Here is a 16168-nt window from a genome sequence, read left to right on the forward strand (position 1 = left end):
CCAATCGCCACAGCCGGCGCTCGACTGTCGATCCATGGGGCATGGCTCACCACCAGTCGGATAGAGATGCATGGCTTTCGGAAAATGCGCCATTGGCAGATAGCTGAGGGACGAGCCTGATGTTTGACGCCTGCGCCGGAGAAGCCATGAAACCGTTGCACGTGCTGTTCTGTGGGGCCGCCATCGCGCTGTCGGTTCCGTTCGCGCCCGCCCCGGCACAGATCGCCGCCACCGCCCCAGATTCGCCGCAGACACCGCGCCTGACGGTCGCGCAACTGCGCCAGCGATATGGCGATGCGCAGAGCCGCTACATGACCATCAAGGGCATGGAGGTCCATTACAAGGATGAGGGCCCCCGCAGGGCGCCGGTCCTGCTGATGATCCACGGCTCGCAGAGCAGCCTGCGTACCTGGGATCGGATCACGACCCTTCTCAAGCCGCGCTACCGGATCATCCGCTTCGACATCCCCGGCTATGGCCTGTCCTCGCCCGCGACCGAGGAGGCTGCAAAGACCGTCCGTCCGGTCGAGGTGACAGAAGGGCTGCTCGAAGGACTGGGCGTGAAGCGCGTAGCCGCAGCGATCGGCGTGTCGAGCGGCGGGACGATGGCGATGTATCTGGCGGCCAAGCGGCCTGAGATGGTCGAGCGGCTGATCCTGTCCAACACCCCGTCCGATCCCGTCGACACGAGCCACATGGTCCAGACCCCGGCCTTCCTCGCCGCACAGGAGCGCGTCAGGAAGACGGGCTATCAGGACCTCGACTTCTGGAACCAGTATCTGTCCTTCTTCTCGGGCGACCCGGCACGGATCAGCGCCAAGACGCGCGCCGAATATTGGGACTTCAACCGCCGCGCGCCCGAACCCTATCCGATCGCGATGGTCGCGCGGATCGGTGACGGCAAGCAGGCCGCGATCGAGATGGCGAAGATCAAGGCGCCGACCTTCCTCGTCTGGGGCAGCGGCGACCCGCTACTGCCCGAGTCCGCCGTCAACGCCATCACCCGCTATTTGTCGAACGCCACCATATCGAAGGTGCTGATGCCCGACGTCGGCCACTATCCCCCGCTCGAAGTCCCCGTCCGCTTCGCGCGCTGGATCGAGACCTATGTCGAGGCGGGCGTGCCGCTCGCAGGAAACAGGGCACCATGACCGCCAGGACGCTCTACGAGAAGCTGTGGGACTCGCATGTCGTCGCCGATCTGGGCGATGGTGAAGCCCTGCTCTACATCGACCGCCACATCGTCCATGAGGTGTCAAGCCCGCAATCCTTCGTCGCGCTGCGCGGCAAAGGACGCAGGCTGCGCCGTCCGGAAACCCACCTCGCCGTGGCGGACCACGCCATACCGACCAGCCAGCGCGGCACCATCGACGATCCGCTGGCCGCCTCGCAGATCGCCGAACTCGAAGCCAATGTGCGCGAGTTCGGCGTGCCCTATGCGGCCGTGAATGGGCCGGAACAGGGCATCGTCCACGTCATCGGGCCGGAAACGGGCTTCACCCTGCCCGGCACGACCATCGTCTGCGGCGACAGCCACACCACCACCCATGGCGCCTTCGGTGCGCTCGCCTTCGGGATCGGCGCGAGCGAGCAATCGACGGTAATGGTCGCGCAGGCGCTGCGCCAGACCCGCGCCAGGACGATGAAGGTCGAACTGGTCGGCGAACGGCATCCGCTGGTGTTCGCCAAGGATATCGCGCTCGCTTTGATAGCACGGATCGGCGCCAATGGCGCGGTCGGTCATGCGGTCGAATATGTCGGGCCCGCCATTGCTGCCATGTCGATGGCGGAGCGGATGACCTTGTGCAACATGACGATCGAAGCGGGCAGCCGCATCGGCCTGGTCGCGCCCGATGAGACGACCTATGCCTTCGTCAACGGGCGTCGGCTTGCCCCGAAAGGCGAGGCATTCGCGCGGGCCTGCGCCTATTGGGACGGCCTGCGGAGTGACCCCGGCGCCCGCTATGATCGTGTCGTGACGCTCGACCTTGCCGAGATCGCGCCGCAGGTCAGCTGGGGCACCAGCCCGAACCAGACCCTGCCGATCGATGCCGCCCTTCCCGACCCCGCCCGGATCGATGATCCCTCCGAGCGCCGCGAGGCGGAGAAGGCGCTGGCCTATATGGGCCTTGCACCGGGTGCGCGGCTGTTAGGGACCCCGGTCAGCCATGTCTTCATCGGATCCTGCACCAATGGCCGGATCGAGGATCTCCGCGCCGCCGCCGCCATCGCGATGGGCCGCAAGGTCGCGTCCGGCATAAAGGCGATCGTCGTTCCCGGCAGCATGGCCACCCGTGCAGCCGCCGAACGCGAAGGCCTCGATCGCATCCTGATCGACGCGGGCTTCGAGTGGCGCTTCGCAGGCTGCTCGATGTGCGTCGCCATGAACGACGACCGGCTCGCGCCAGGCGACCGGTGCGCGTCCACGAGCAATCGCAATTTCGAGGGCCGTCAAGGCGCCGGCGGCCGCACGCATCTGATGAGCCCGGCGATGGCCGCCGCCGCCGCGATCGCCGGTCATATCGCCGACGCGAGGGATTATCTGGCATGACCCCTTTCACCACCGTCACCGGTCATGCCGCTGCGATGCCGGAAGAGAATATCGACACCGACATCATCTTTCCCGCGCGCTTCCTGCTGCTCACCGCGCGCGAGGGGCTGGGGAAGCACGCCTTCCACGATCGCCGCTACCGGCCGGACGGCAGCGAGATCGAAGACTATGTCCTCAACACGGCACCTTTCCGCGATCCTCCGGTGATCGTCGCAGGCGCGAATTTCGGCTCGGGGTCTAGCCGCGAGCAGGCGGTCTGGGCGCTCCATGGCCTGGGGGTAAGAGCCGTGATCGCGCCGGCGCTGGGCGAGATCTTCCACAACAACTGCCTGCGCAACGGCATCGTTCCGGTGATTCTGCCGTCCGAAACCGCGTCCGGCCTTCTGGCATCCGCTGCGTCGGGTGAGCAATTCACAGTCGACCTGGAAGCGCAGACCGTAACGGTCGGCAGTGCCGAGCCTGTGACCTTCTCGATCGCCCCGGAACGACGCCTCGCCCTGCTCAACGGATGGGACGAGACCGATCTCGTCCTTGCCCGCTTCGCCGGGGACATCGACCGGTTCGAGGCAGGTCAACGCGCCGTCCAGCCCTGGCTCTATCCCGAGGACAGCACCCTGTGAGCGAGACCGAAGACCTGCTGGCCAACTACAAGAAGGCCTATGATCGGCGCGTCGGGTTCGGCGCCCGGCCCGCGCTGATCCTGATCGACTTCTGCATGGGCTATTTCGATCCTGCCTGCGAACTTTACGCGGGCGTCGAGGAAACGATTGCTTCCGCCTTGCGGGTACGCGCCGCCGCAAAGGCCGCAGGCGTGCCGGTGATCCTGACCAATGTCGTCTATCACCCGCAGGCGATCGACGGCGGGCGCTTCTTCGAAAAGGCCGCCCCGCTGCGCAATTTCGTCAAGGGGAACCCGATGGGCGCCTGGGGCCCCGGCCTCGAGCCGTTCGAGGACGAACTGGTCGTGTCGAAGCAATATCCGAGCGCCTTTTTCGGCACGTCGCTGGCATCGACGCTGACTGCGATGGGTGTAGACTCTGTGCTGCTCACCGGTCTGACGACCTCGGGCTGCGTCCGCGCCTCCTGCGTCGATGCGATGAGCCATGGCTTCCGAACCGCCGTGATTGCCGACGCCTGTGGCGATCGCCATGCCGCGCCGCATGAGGCCAATCTGTTCGACATGAACGCCAAATATGCCGACGTCGTCGGTGAGGATGAAGCGATCGCGTTCATCCGGGGGCTCGCGACCTGATGCGGCTGGCCGGACGGGTTGCGGTCGTCACCGGCGCAGGCCTGGGCATCGGCAAGGCGACCGCGCTTCGTCTCGCCGAGGAAGGCGCGCGGGTCGTGCTGGCCGAACGGAATGAGGAACGGTTGGCGGAGGTGGCTGCCCTGCTGCTGAACGCTGGCCACCCGTCGCTGGCGGTGCCGTGCGATGTGACCGACGAGCAGAGCGTCGCGGGACTGGCCGAGGCTGCCGCTGCGATCGGTCCGGTGTCGATCCTCGTGAACAATGTCGGCGGCGGCCGCAGCGGCCGGGTTACCGATCTGTCGGTTGCCGACTGGGACCATACGATGATCCTCTCGCTGCGATCGATGTTCCTGTGCACGCGGGCGTTCGTGCCCGGAATGCGCGAGCGGGGCTATGGCCGGATCGTCTGCCTGTCGTCGGGAGCGCGCAACGGCACCGTCTGGAATGCCTTCCATGTCGGGGCGAGCGCCTATTCGACGGCGAAGGCAGGCGTCACGGGCTTCGTCCGCGCGCTCGCGATCGAACTGGCGGACGACGGCATCACCATCAACGCAGTCGCCCCCGGACCGATCGATACCGAACTGGCGGGACCTTATCTGAAGAAGATGCACGAGGACGGTCTCGAATATTCGCCGATCCGCATGACTCCTCTCCACCGTCTGGGCACGGCACGCGAAGTCGCGGACGCGGTGCTGTTCCTGTCGTCCGACGAGGCAAGCTACATCACCGGTACCACGCTCGACGTAACCGGTGGCCGCTGATCTCGGCCGCCGGCCAGGCCCCCGTTTGCCATACAGTTCCGACAGGCGGACAGAGCCGCATTATCGCAGTCGCCTGAACGCAAATGTCGTCATTCTATAACAAACAAGAGCAGCAGTTTAAGCGCCGTTCAGAGGGATTCAGCCAGATGACTGCCGACCTGACTCGTCGTTCCCTAATGTCTGCCCTGCCACTGGCGGCCGGCCTTGCCGCGGTCCCGGCAATAGCGGGAGCAGCCGGCCCAAAGGGCGCGCGCGCGGCATCGCTGCTCATCTCGGACGCCGAAGCCATGGCTCGTCTCGAAGACCCGGCCATCCGCGCCCGCGTTCGGGCCCGTGTCGCCGGATCATGCGAGCAGGAAACGGTAAACATCTTCTACCGGCTCAACATCTATGGGTTCACGGGCGAGGGCAATCTCGAGCCCTTCTTCACGCTCAACCATCTGAGCGTGAACGAGTGGACGCCTTTGCCGGGCAATCGCTACCAGGCCAAGACCTTCGAATGTGGCGTCTATTGCGCGTTCGACACCGATGATGTGCTCGAAGAATGGAAGAACCCGATCACGGGGGAAGTTCGCAAGCCGTTCCAGTTTCTGGGCGGACCTTTCACGGTAACCCACGGCCCCGATGGCATGGTCGCGATGGGTGCCGAACTGACCCCGAAACCGATGCGTATGGAGGCCTTTGGCGGTACGTTGTTCGTCGGCGCAATGGCGGACATGGCGCGACCTAACCCGATCAGCCCCGAGAAATATCCGAAATTCTCGTCCGGCCCGATCGCTTATTGGGACACGATCTCGACTATTGGCGCCGCTGTCGCTCAGGCATTCGACGACAATGTGAGCTCGGCCGACGCCTTCCACCATTTTCAGAATCTTGGCTCCTGGCACCCGTGGCTCGGCATGGGATCGCGGCCAGGCCGCACCCATGGTCGCGCCGCTGGCGTGAAGGTGCGGTCACTGGACGACATTCCTGCCAAGGCATTGAAAGGCCTGCAGGATCACACTCCGGAGATTTTCGACCGGAAGAGCTGGACCAAGCTGCGCTTCGACACGCTCGACTATATGGCTACCAACCCACAGTAATTATTGCCTTTTCATAATCACATCAACCGCTCGCGAGTAGCGGGCCAAACCGCTCGTCCGGAGCGGATCGAGAGCGCGCAAAGCGCCGTAGCAGGGACGAACCCGGGCGCGATGCCGTCGCCCGGCAAACAACAAAGGGGAAATATCATGAACGATGCTATCCTGAAGCGTTCTTTCGCTTCGGTTTCGGCGGTTTCGATGATGGTGGCGCTCGGCGTTGCCATGCCGGCCCATGCCGAAGGCGCCGCAGAAACGGAGTCCGCGACTGCAGCCGGCGAAATCGTGGTCACGGCGCGCAAGCGCGAGGAAACTTTGCTGCAGACGCCGGTCACGCTTTCGGTGCTGACCAGCGAGGAGCTCGAGAAGCGCGCTGTCGTCTCGGTCGCCGATCTTGCTGCCAACACGCCCGGCTTCACCATCAACAACAATGCGTCGGGCCGTGCCGACCGGTCGTTCCAGCAGATCATCCTGCGCGGTTTTACCCCATCGGGCGTACTCTCCACCACGACCTCGATGTTCATCGACGGCGTGGCCGTGGCATCGCCCTCGATGCTCAACTCCGTCGGCACACCCGAACGGGTCGAAGTGCTGAAGGGCCCGCAGAGCGCCTATTTCGGACGCAACACCTTTGCCGGCGCCATCAATATCGTCAACAAGACCCCCAGCGATCAGTGGGGAGGCGCGATCACCGGGATGCTCGGCACCCGCAAGAACTATCGGCTGCGGGCTGAAGTGGAAGGCCCGATCCTAGGCGATCTGCTTACCTTCCGCCTGACCGGCGATCGCTGGGCCAAGGATGGTTCGTGGAAGAACGCTTATGATGGCGGCACGCTGGGCGACCAGCAGAGCACGAGCGGCACGCTACTGATCGTAGCCAAGCCCACCGAACGCTTGACGATCAAGGCATTCGGTTTCTATGCGGAAGATAAGGATGGCGTCGCCGCCAATACGCGGCTGAACGCGCAGAATGTGACGACCGCGCCCAACTATCTCGACAGCACCGGCACGCTGTTGCTGCGTGGCCAGTCCAACTGCACCCTTACGGGTGATGTCGATGGTCTTCCCGGTGGGGCAACGATCCAGCTTCCCTATTTCTGCGGCGTGACGCCGGGCCTCGTCAACCCGGTTTCGTCGAACACGCTCAAGGACTCGTTCATCGCGAACTTCCTTGCTTCTCCGCGTGGCCGGATCCTCTCTCCCTCACAGGGCACGCAGGATTACGGTCTGTTCCGACAGTCCTACCACCTGCACACCACGCTCGACTACGAACTGTCCGACGCGCTTTCGGTCTCGCTGCTGGCAGGCTATAACAACGAGCATTGGAGCCAGCTGTCCGATCTCGACGGCTATGACACCACCGCCCTTGGCAACCCCTTTGGCGGCCCCAACTCGCGCAGCTATTTCGACTTCCCGTTCCTCGTCGAGCGCGAACAACTCGACCATTCGTTCGAAGGGCGGGTTAACTATGAGTTTGGCCGGATCAGCGGCGTGGTCGGCGCCAGCCTGCTCGATGCCAAGGTGCGTTCGGACCTCGGTGGCGGCAACGGTGCCTTGGGCATCAGCGTGTTCCCGACCGCCAGCGGCTTCGATCGCGCCAAGACCATTGGCGCCTTCTTCGGAACCACATTCGAGGCAACCGACGCACTCTCGCTCAGCATCGAAGGTCGCTATCAGATCGATACGCTCTATGCCTATGTCGGCCCGGCTGGGCTGACGCTGAACAGCAGCATCTATCTCCCGGCTGGAACCTATACCGCGGACTCGTTGCTGACGAAGCGCACCTATAAGAACTTTCTCCCGCGTGCGATCGTCAACTATCAGATCAATCCCGATCTGATGGTCTATGCATCGGCGGCCAAGGGCGTGAATCCGGGATCGTTCAGCACCGGCATCATCAACCAGTCGGCAACCGTGCAGCAGGCGGCCAAGGCCGCCGGCATCACGCTGTCGGTCGATCCGGAAAAGGTCACCAACTATGAGGTGGGCGTGAAGGGGCGTGCGCTCGGGGGCAAGGCTACCTTCACCCTGGCCGGATATTATGCAAAGTGGCGCGACCAGATCAACCAGATCCTGGTGATCGTTCCCGACCCCACTGTGCTCAATCCGAACAATCAGACCTTCGTCAGCGGTAACGCGAACTCGGGCGCGGTCGATCTCTACGGCATCGAGGGCGACGTTGCCCTGCGCGTGAACGATCTGATCAAGCTGAGCGCCGCAGGCGCCATCAACCTCAGCGACATCAAGCGCTTCTCGGGCCGTGCGGTCAGCCAGTTGACCGGTGTGTTCGACTTTTCCGGCAAGGAACAGCCCCTTGCATCGAAATATTCGGCCACCGCAGCGGTCGAGTTCGGTGGCAACATCCGCGGCGTCGAGGACGGCACCTGGTTTGCCCGCACCGACTGGAACTACAAGTCGGGCGTGTGGTCCAATCAGGCCAACGTCGTGCGCACGCCAGATCGCCACGTGGTGAACTTCCGCACGGGTGTCGGCAAAGGCAAAGTCAGCCTCGAACTGTTCGTGACCAATGTGTTCAACAACAAGAACTACACGAGCATTGCCGACAACTTCACCTTCACTCCGACCTTCGGGCGCACCGCCTATAGTTCGGCGCTGCTGGTCGGTCTGCCCGAACTGCGCACCGCAGGCGTGCAGATGAAAGTCGCCTTCTGAGATCAGGACCATCTCACGAATAGCAAAGACAAGCTGGGTCGGGCGTGCAGACGTCCGGCCCTTTTGTCGTCAAACAGGGAGCTTGACGAATGAAGGTCTTTCTCTTCGCCCTGGCGGTGCTGGGCGCCCCAGTCTCGGTCGGCGCCGCGAGTCCGCAGGCCATCACCGCGACCGGTGCAGTCGTGGGTCTGCTGGAAGGCGATGTCGCGCAGTTTCGCGGCATTCCCTATGCGGCCCCACCGTTGGGCACCAATCGCTGGCGCAGTCCGCAGCCGGCCGCTTCGTGGAGCGGCGCGCGTACGGCGACCGACTTCGCCCATGATTGCATGCAGAACCCCTCTCCCGGCGACGAAGCGCCGCTGCGCACGACACCATCTGAAGACTGCCTGTATCTCAACGTCTGGAAGCCCGCTTCCGCGAAGCCAAACTCTGGCTTGCCTGTACTCGTCTGGATCTATGGCGGCGCCTTCGTAACGGGCGGCACCTCCCCTGCCATTTACGACGGCTCGGCCTTCGCCCGGTCCGGCGTAGTGTTCGTGAGCTTCAACTATCGGCTCGGCCGGTTCGGCTTCTTCTCGCACCCCGCGCTCGCCGCCGAGGCGGGCAAGCCGGTCGGCAATTTCGCGATGGAAGACATGGTCGCGGCGCTGAATTGGGTGCGGCGGAACATCGCCGGCTTCGGGGGCGATCCGGCGCGCGTCACGATCATGGGCGAGAGCGCCGGTGGCACGGCGGTGATCAACCTGATGACGATGCCGTCGGCGCGCGGGTTGTTTCACGGTGCGATCGCCATGTCCGGCGGTGGGCGCTCGCTTCTCCCCACCGCATCGATCGCCCAGGGCGAACAGGTCGGAATAGACTTTGCCGCGCGCCACGGAATTTCCGATAGCGGCGCCAGAGGTCTCGCCGCCCTTCGAGCCCTCCCCTCTGCGACGGTGCAGGGCTCGAACCTGTTTGCCGAGCGCTTCGCGACACCGCCCACCTATGTCGGTGGCTTCGTGGCGGAAGGGGCGGTGCTTGCCGGCCTGAGCGACAAGCTGATGGATGCGGGCAAGATCGCGCCGGTATCGGTGATGATCGGCATGACCAGCGCCGACGCCGGGATCAGTTTCGCACGGGACAAGGACGCCCTGTTCGCCAGCTTCGGCGCGCAGGGCCCGGCCCTCCGCAAGGCCTATGACCCCGATGGCAGCGCCGATTTCCGTGACCTTTCCCGCCACCTTACCGGCGATCACTATATGGGCGAACCGGCGCGCTTCGTAGCGCGCCATGCGCTGGCAGCCGGTCGGAAAGCCTATGTCTATCGCTTCGGCTATGTCGCGGAAAGCAAGCGCGCCGAGTGGAAGGCCGGCGCCCCCCATGCCACCGACATTCCCTATTTCTTCGATACGGTCGCCGCTCGCTATGGAACCGACACGACCGCGCAGGACAGGAAGGCGGCCGCGCTCGCCAACGCCTATGTGGTCAATTTCGTGAAGTCCGGCGATCCCAACGGAAAGGCCCTGCCCCGCTGGCCCGCCTATGACCGCGCGAACGAGGCCCTGCTCCAGCACGATATGAACGGCAACGCCACGGCAAGCTTCGATCCGTTCAAGGAGAAGCTCGACCTGATCGAAGCCTTCGCGACGACGCAGCCTTAGTCCTGCGGCAGGTCTCGGGCGACGCGGAAGCCGAGATGATTATTGCGCGCGCCCGGCGGATCGCCGATCCGCTGGGCGACGCGAACGCTCCAGCCCGACAGGCTCCAGCCACCGCCCCGCACATTGCGCAGCGTGCAGGAGCCGCTCAGCCAGGCCGAGCCGTCGACGGGTGCGCCGACATAATCCTCATGGTGGCAATCGTCGACCCACTGCGCGACATTGGCGGTCATGTCGTGCAAACCGAAGCGGTTCGGCGGATAGGAGCCGACCGGCGTGGTGCGGTCGTGATGATTGCCGTAATTGGCCTTCGACGGGTCGATTTCATTGCCGAACGGATACCAGCTCTCCGTTCCCGCGCGGCCCGCATATTCCCATTCGGCTTCCGACAGCAGGCGATAACGCTGCCCCGTGTGGCGCGACAACCAGGCGACATAGGCCTGGGCATCGGCAAAATTGACGTTGATCACCGGACGGCGGCCGCGTCCCCAGCCTGCATCATCGGGGCGGTAGCCGTTGCATCCGCCATCGGCGAGACAGGCGTCCCACTCGTCGAAGGTCACCGCATAGCGCCCGACCGCATAGCGATAGCCAATCGCAACCTTGTGGCGAGGCTCCTCCATCCGGTCGAACATCGCCAGCACGCCCAGCGTGCGGCGCTCTTCCGCCGTCGATCCCATGACGAAGCTGCCCGGCGGGATCACCACCATCTCCGGACAGTCGCGGCAGTCGGCGAATGCTGCGCCCGCCACCACCGGGGGAAAGCGCGGCGCTGGCGCTGCGACCTTGGGCGGTATGTAGCCATTGGCGGGCGGCGTGGCGGCGGCGAGCGCCGCGAGCAGCAAAAACATCGTCAGGCTCCGATCGGCGGGTCGATCGCACCAGCGCTCGTCGCTCGCGCGGCGGCCTTGACCCGGTCGATGAGGTCGATCAGCCGCGCAGCGTCGTGCCCGGTCGGGCAACGATGTGCCTCGCCCCGGACCGCGGCAGCGAACTCGCGCAGTTGCTGCGTGAAGAAATGGCCGAGCTTGCGGCCACCCATAGCCGTAGGTTCGATCAGCACACCGGGTGGCGGAGATACGAGAATCTCTCCGTTCCACTTCAATATCTCGCCGTCCTCGATCTCGGCTACGCCCTCGGAGAAATGAAGGATCTTGCGGTCGAACACCCGGCGCTGATTGTAGGAGATGTGCACGCTCGCCATGCGACGGCCCGGATAGCCGAGCAGGATCATCGCCTCATCCTCCCCCTGCCAGCCCATCTGCCAGCGCGCGGCCTCGACCTGCACCCCCAGCGGATCGTCGTCGCCCATGACGAGTTGGACGAAATCGAGCGAGTGCGGCGCGAACAGAGACAGGATCAGCCCCTGTTCAGCAGTGCGTTCGGCCCACCAGGGCGCTTGCGGACCGTCCCAGAATACGCAGGAAGAGACCTCCACCGCGCGCAGAGCGCCCCAGTGCGGCATGGTGTCGACCAGCGTCGCGACGGCCGCATTATGGCGATAGGTGTGTCCGGCAGCCAGCACCAGCCCGCGCCGCTCGGCTTCCTCTGCCAGCGCGCGTGCCTCCGCACCGCTTTCCGCAAGCGGCTTTTCCACGAGCACATGCTTGCCGGCGCGGAGCGCGGCGAGGCTTTGCAGTCCATGCAGCGCGTTGGGACTCGCGATCAGCACCGCATCGACCGCCGGCAGGGCAAGCGCTTCTGCCAGATCGGTGAACGGCTTGGCGGCGAAGGGGGCTCCTGCCCGTTCGGCGGCGGCCCTGTCGCTGTCGACCGTCGCGACCAGGCGCAGCGCGTCCCCAGCGCCGTCCAGCGCAGCCAGATGGGCACCCGATATGCGACCGCAGCCGATCAGCAGCAGGCCAAGGGGTTCAGGCATGGGCGAGCGTTTCCCCGGTCGAGGCGGGCTTTTCGTGGACGAAGCGCCAGATGATGAAGGCGGCGATCAGCTTGGTGACGCCGGGTACGACCGAATAGGCCATGATCGTCCCAGCTATGGCCTCTGCCGACTGAGCGACGCCCGCCCGTGCGGCGGTGGCGTCGAAGCCCCAGGCCGACAGCAGCGCGCCGACCACCAGCGTACCGCCAAAGGCTATCCCGGCCTTCTCGATCACCGACCAGATTGCCGAATAGGTCCCGGCGCGATTCTCGCCATGCTCGTCGCGGGCATGGGCAATGCAGTCCGACAGCAGCGAGAGAACGATGGTCCCCCAACCTGCATTGCACGCCGCCATTACGGCCGCCAGGCCCCATGCCACCGGCATCGGCACATCGGCCATCTGTCCCCATAGCAGAGTGACAAGGCCGTGGCCGCTGGCCGCGATGACATAGGTCCGCTTCTTCCCGATCCGGCGCGCAACCATCACCCATAAAGGAGAGCCCGCCATGACGGCGACAGCCATGATTGCCGACATCACGCCGATGTCGTGCAGCGGCTCGGGGCGCGCCATCGCATATTTCACGAAGAAGGGAAAACCGGCGTAGGAAATGCCCGCCCCCACCGTCATGACCACGGCAGACAGGCACAATATGGCGAACCGCCGGTCGGCAAAGGCCCGGGGCAGATCCTTGAGTGCAAAGACCCTGGCGGTCGAGGCAGGCTGGCGGATGCGCCCGGCGAAGCGCCATGCCACGAGCAGGCAGCTCATCGAGATCAGCCCGAGCACCACCATCGTGATCAGATGCGCGCGCCGGTCCATGCCGAGCGAATTGACGAGCATCGGCGCGAAGGACGAGGACAGCAGAACGCCAAGCCCGGTGAAGCCGTGCTTCCATCCCATCAACTCGGTGCGTTCGACCGGATCGGACGACATCTCCGCGAACTGCGCCAGATAGGGGACCGAAAAGGTCGAATAGACCGCCATATAGGCGCTGAAGGTAACGAATACCCAGGCCACCTGGATCGTCGTGGCCGCTTCTGGAACCGCGAAGGGGCCGAGCATCGCGAACGGCGCGGCCAATGCTCCGATCAGCAACCAGCGGCGACGCGGCATGCGCGCAGCCATGCGGTCCGAGGTAACGCCGATCGACAGATCGAAGATCACGCCGAAGAAAACCTTGGGGACGAAGATCGCGGCCCCCGCAATGGCGGGAGCGATACCCATCACATTGGTAAGATAAAAAAGCAGGAGGAGCGATGGTGCATCGCGGAACAACTGTCCCGCAACCTGTCCAAGCGCAAATCCCGCCTTGGTGGGCTTCGTCAGGCCGGACGCGCCATGTGCTTGATCCGTAAACGACATTCGGAGAAACTCCCCATCTGGCAGAGCGGTTGCGGATCGCGTTCCCGCCAGACCTTGCCTTGGATGGAGGCACGTTGCCGCGCATTGTCCGCCACCGGACGGCGGATAGCGGAATCTCCGATTGGCGGATATTCACTAGTCTGTGCGTTGTGAATGGAGGCGATCGGACGGAGCCTCGACATCCGAAAGCAGGACCGAAGAGATGCCGGCTTCTTCATAGCTGCACGGCCCGTAAACTGCTTCGCAATTCGAAACAACCGGGTTTTCCGGTGGCTATTCTTGCGGCTTCGAAATCGCTCGATGCCGAATAGGGGGAAGAACATGAAGCGCTACGTCACCTCAACTTCGCTCAGTATCCTGTCGATCGCCATCGCGAGCACCGCCCTGATCGCACCCCAGTCGCTGTTTGCCGCAGAGGCAGCTGAAGCCGCAGAAGCAGCACCGCAAGCCGCAGAGGAAGACGCCGGCTTCGGCATGATCGTCGTGACGGCACGCAAGCGCGAGGAAAGCCTGCTGGACACGCCGATCGCGATCTCCGCACTGACCAGCAAGGACATCGAGCAGCGCGGTATCACCAGCGTGAACGATGTCGTGCTCAACACGCCGGGCATCAACGTGTCCAACACCAATTCCGGCCGTAACGACCGCTCCTTCCAGCAGATCTCGCTGCGCGGCATGACGCCCTCGACCACCACGTCGACCTTGACCGCGAGCTTTATCGACGGGGTTCCGGTTGCATCGAGCACCGCGCTCAACGCCGTGATCGATCCGGCCCGTATCGAACTGCTCAAGGGGCCGCAGAACGCCTATTTCGGGCGCAACGCTTTCGCCGGTGCCATCAATGTCGTGACCAAGACGCCAGGCGATGTGTTCGGCGGTTCGATAACGGCCATGGGCGGTACCCGCAGCAATTACGACGTCTCGGCCGCACTCGAAGGCCCGATCGTCGATGATCTGCTCAGCTTCCGGATCACCGGACGCACCTTCTCCAAGGATGGCTCCTACAAGAATGCCGTGAACCCCAATCAGACCCTCGGCGACCAGAAGACCCGCACCGGAACGCTGCAGCTCGAGCTGACTCCCTCGGACTCGCTCAAGATCAAGGCGATGGGCATGTATTCGGAGGATGATGACGGTCCTTCGGCCCAGGGCATGCTGTCGGCTTACGAAATCCGCGCGAACAACGGGAGCGTCAACATTCCCGCCCGCAGCGGCAACAGCAATGGCACGGTCATCGTCCCCGGCTTGGCCAACTGCACGCTCAACGGTACCAACCCGTTCATTTGCGGCGCTCTTCCGTCGCTGCCCGCCGGCTTCAGCCCCGCGCAGAACACCACCGAAGACGCTCTTCTCGCTCGCATCCTGTCCAATCCGACGCAGCGCGTCACCAACCCCAAAAAGGGTACGCGGGGCTATGGCCTGGTCCGCGAATATTATCACCTTCACCTGAACGTCGACTATGAGCTCGGCGATACCGGCGTCACGCTGTCGTCGCTGACCGGCTATAACAACGAACTTTATTCGCAGATGGCGGACCTCGACAATTATGACAGCTCGCTGCTGAGGAACCCGCTCGCAAACGCAACCAATGGCCTGCGCACCTTCTGGACGTTCCCCTTCCTCGTCGAGCGCAAGAACAAGGACTTCTCGCAGGAAGTTCGCGCATCCTATGACAAGGGTGGCGCACTCAAGGCGATGCTCGGTGCCAGCTATCTCGACACCAAGTCGCGTGGCGCGCTGCTCAGCGTGTTCAACGAAGAGCAGTTCGGCGCTGCGCGTGCGACCAACACCTTGACCCCTCCTGGCCGGGCAGAGACCTGGGGCGTGTTCGGCAGCGTCAGCTACGACGTCACCGAGGCGCTCAACATCAGCGCTGAAGGTCGCTGGCAGCGCGACAAGGTCTATGCCTATGCGGGCGGTCGGTCGCTGACGATCGGCGCGGCAGCGGCCAGCAAATTCGGCCTGCCGGCCGGAACTTTCGCTCCGCTCACCTCCTTCTTCAACAAGTCGTTCGACAACTTCATGCCGCGCGTCATCGTCAACTACGACGTGACCCCCGACATGATGGTCTATGCGTCCTGGTCGAAGGCCGCCAACGTCACGCTGAGTTCGTTCAACACCTCCTTCCTGTCGGGCACGGCAGGTGAGTTCGCGGCGGCCGAAAGCATCGGGCTTGGGGTTATCGTTCGCCCTGAAAAGCTCACCAACTATGAGCTGGGCCTTAAGGGCAAGTTCCTCGATGGGCGTCTCTACGTAACGGCGGCGGCCTATCTCGCAGACTGGTCCGACCAGCACAATAACCGCTCGGTCATCTTCCTTGATACGACAGTCCCGAATGCGCTGCCCTCGATCGTCAGCGGCGTTGCCAATACCGGCAAGACGCGCGTCAGCGGCTTCGAACTGGACATCAACGCTGAGCCGGTCGACGGTCTCACGATCAATGCGTCGGGTGCGATCAACAAGAGCTCGATCCGCTCCTTCGCCGACCCGTCGATCACCCGGCTTACCGGGGTTACCGGTGATGGCTTCCGGGGCAACCAACTCCCCCTCACGTCGAAATATTCCGCGAATATCGGTGCGCAGTACAGCGGCAAGATTGCGGAAGACATGGGCTGGTTCGTACGTTCCGACCTGTCCTACAAGTCGCGTCAGTTCGTCGATGCGGCCAACATCACCTGGATCAAGAGCCGCGTGCAGGTGAACAGCCGCATCGGCTTCAACAAGGGCAAGTTCGGTCTCGAAGCTTTCGTGACCAACCTGTTCAACAACAAGGACTATACCGCCGTCGCCCAGAACAACATTCTGGAACCAAGCTTCGCCCTTGCAGGCGCCGCCTTCGGCTATCTCAACGTCGGTCTGCCCGAACTGCGCACCGTCGGCATCCGCGGCAGCTACAAGTTCTGACCATAGCGGCCGGTCCGGTCGAGATTGGGGGGCGGTACCGAGAGGTGCCGCCCCTTTTCTTGTGAATCA

12 protein-coding genes are annotated in these 16168 nt (G+C 64.0%); 9 read left to right on the top strand and 3 right to left on the bottom strand.

Going from position 1 to position 16168, the window contains the following annotated elements; genetic code table 11:
* Nucleotides 1-146 precede the first annotated feature (146 nt).
* The 8 genes from ACNI3R_RS07085 to ACNI3R_RS07120 all read left to right on the top strand — a co-directional run bounded on the left by ACNI3R_RS07085 (nt 147) and on the right by ACNI3R_RS07120 (nt 9956).
* On the top strand, nt 147-1151 hold the full coding sequence (locus ACNI3R_RS07085; protein ID WP_426181195.1) for an alpha/beta fold hydrolase: 1005 nt from the start codon (nt 147-149) through the stop codon (nt 1149-1151).
* Nucleotides 1148-2551: a 3-isopropylmalate dehydratase large subunit gene (gene leuC, locus ACNI3R_RS07090; RefSeq protein WP_426181197.1), complete on the top strand. Its 1404-nt coding sequence runs from the start codon at nt 1148-1150 to the stop codon at nt 2549-2551. The genes ACNI3R_RS07085 and leuC overlap by 4 nt, the downstream gene beginning before the upstream one ends.
* Entirely contained in the window at nt 2548-3171 is a 624-nt protein-coding gene (gene leuD, locus ACNI3R_RS07095) for a 3-isopropylmalate dehydratase small subunit (RefSeq protein ID WP_426181200.1), read from the top strand. Before leuC ends, leuD begins: the two co-directional genes overlap by 4 nt.
* Nucleotides 3168-3803, top strand: a complete 636-nt coding sequence (locus ACNI3R_RS07100) for an isochorismatase family protein (RefSeq protein WP_426181203.1) — start codon at nt 3168-3170, stop codon at nt 3801-3803. Before leuD ends, ACNI3R_RS07100 begins: the two co-directional genes overlap by 4 nt.
* On the top strand, nt 3803-4564 hold the full coding sequence (locus ACNI3R_RS07105; protein WP_426181206.1) for an SDR family NAD(P)-dependent oxidoreductase: 762 nt from the start codon (nt 3803-3805) through the stop codon (nt 4562-4564). The genes ACNI3R_RS07100 and ACNI3R_RS07105 overlap by 1 nt, the downstream gene beginning before the upstream one ends.
* Before the next feature lie 287 nt (nt 4565-4851).
* Nucleotides 4852-5646: a DUF1838 family protein gene (locus tag ACNI3R_RS07110; protein ID WP_426181208.1), complete on the top strand. Its 795-nt coding sequence runs from the start codon at nt 4852-4854 to the stop codon at nt 5644-5646.
* Nucleotides 5647-5793: 147 nt separating this feature from the next.
* On the top strand, nt 5794-8316 hold the full coding sequence (locus tag ACNI3R_RS07115; RefSeq protein WP_426181211.1) for a TonB-dependent receptor: 2523 nt from the start codon (nt 5794-5796) through the stop codon (nt 8314-8316).
* Nucleotides 8317-8405: 89 nt separating this feature from the next.
* Nucleotides 8406-9956: a carboxylesterase/lipase family protein gene (locus ACNI3R_RS07120; protein ID WP_426181214.1), complete on the top strand. Its 1551-nt coding sequence runs from the start codon at nt 8406-8408 to the stop codon at nt 9954-9956.
* Here the strand turns inward: ACNI3R_RS07120 and ACNI3R_RS07125 are convergent.
* Genes ACNI3R_RS07125 through ACNI3R_RS07135 form a run of 3 tightly spaced genes read right to left on the bottom strand, consistent with a single transcriptional unit; the run spans nt 9953 to nt 13195 of the window.
* Nucleotides 9953-10804: a formylglycine-generating enzyme family protein gene (locus tag ACNI3R_RS07125; RefSeq protein ID WP_426181217.1), complete on the bottom strand. Its 852-nt coding sequence runs from the start codon at nt 10802-10804 to the stop codon at nt 9953-9955. The genes ACNI3R_RS07120 and ACNI3R_RS07125 overlap by 4 nt on opposite strands.
* A 2-nt stretch (nt 10805-10806) precedes the next feature.
* The gene (locus ACNI3R_RS07130; RefSeq protein WP_426181220.1) at nt 10807-11832 is read right to left on the bottom strand and encodes a Gfo/Idh/MocA family protein; all 1026 of its coding nucleotides are present in this window, start codon (nt 11830-11832) and stop codon (nt 10807-10809) included.
* Nucleotides 11825-13195, bottom strand: coding sequence for an MFS transporter (locus ACNI3R_RS07135; protein ID WP_426181223.1), 1371 nt, complete (start codon nt 13193-13195; stop codon nt 11825-11827). The genes ACNI3R_RS07130 and ACNI3R_RS07135 overlap by 8 nt, the downstream gene beginning before the upstream one ends.
* A gap of 321 nt (nt 13196-13516) precedes the next feature.
* Here ACNI3R_RS07135 and ACNI3R_RS07140 point away from each other — a divergent pair, with 321 nt between their 5' ends.
* Nucleotides 13517-16099: a TonB-dependent receptor gene (locus tag ACNI3R_RS07140; protein ID WP_426181226.1), complete on the top strand. Its 2583-nt coding sequence runs from the start codon at nt 13517-13519 to the stop codon at nt 16097-16099.
* Nucleotides 16100-16168 lie beyond the last annotated feature (69 nt).

This window comes from Rhizorhabdus antheiae (assembly GCF_049889055.1).
GTDB lineage: Bacteria > Pseudomonadota > Alphaproteobacteria > Sphingomonadales > Sphingomonadaceae > Rhizorhabdus.

Bases quoted from the DNA above. Each gene is read 5' to 3' on its own strand.
- ACNI3R_RS07135 (WP_426181223.1), bottom strand. From the start codon at position 13,195: ATGTCGTTTACGGATCAAGCACATGGCGCGTCCGGCCTGACGAAGCCC.
- ACNI3R_RS07125 (WP_426181217.1), bottom strand. From the start codon at position 10,804: ATGTTTTTGCTGCTCGCGGCGCTCGCCGCCGCCACGCCGCCCGCCAAT.
- ACNI3R_RS07120 (WP_426181214.1), top strand. From the start codon at position 8,406: ATGAAGGTCTTTCTCTTCGCCCTGGCGGTGCTGGGCGCCCCAGTCTCG.
- leuC (WP_426181197.1), top strand. From the start codon at position 1,148: ATGACCGCCAGGACGCTCTACGAGAAGCTGTGGGACTCGCATGTCGTC.
- ACNI3R_RS07115 (WP_426181211.1), top strand. From the start codon at position 5,794: ATGAACGATGCTATCCTGAAGCGTTCTTTCGCTTCGGTTTCGGCGGTT.
- ACNI3R_RS07130 (WP_426181220.1), bottom strand. From the start codon at position 11,832: ATGCCTGAACCCCTTGGCCTGCTGCTGATCGGCTGCGGTCGCATATCG.
- ACNI3R_RS07140 (WP_426181226.1), top strand. From the start codon at position 13,517: ATGAAGCGCTACGTCACCTCAACTTCGCTCAGTATCCTGTCGATCGCC.
- ACNI3R_RS07110 (WP_426181208.1), top strand. From the start codon at position 4,852: ATGGCTCGTCTCGAAGACCCGGCCATCCGCGCCCGCGTTCGGGCCCGT.
- ACNI3R_RS07105 (WP_426181206.1), top strand. From the start codon at position 3,803: ATGCGGCTGGCCGGACGGGTTGCGGTCGTCACCGGCGCAGGCCTGGGC.
- ACNI3R_RS07085 (WP_426181195.1), top strand. From the start codon at position 147: ATGAAACCGTTGCACGTGCTGTTCTGTGGGGCCGCCATCGCGCTGTCG.
- leuD (WP_426181200.1), top strand. From the start codon at position 2,548: ATGACCCCTTTCACCACCGTCACCGGTCATGCCGCTGCGATGCCGGAA.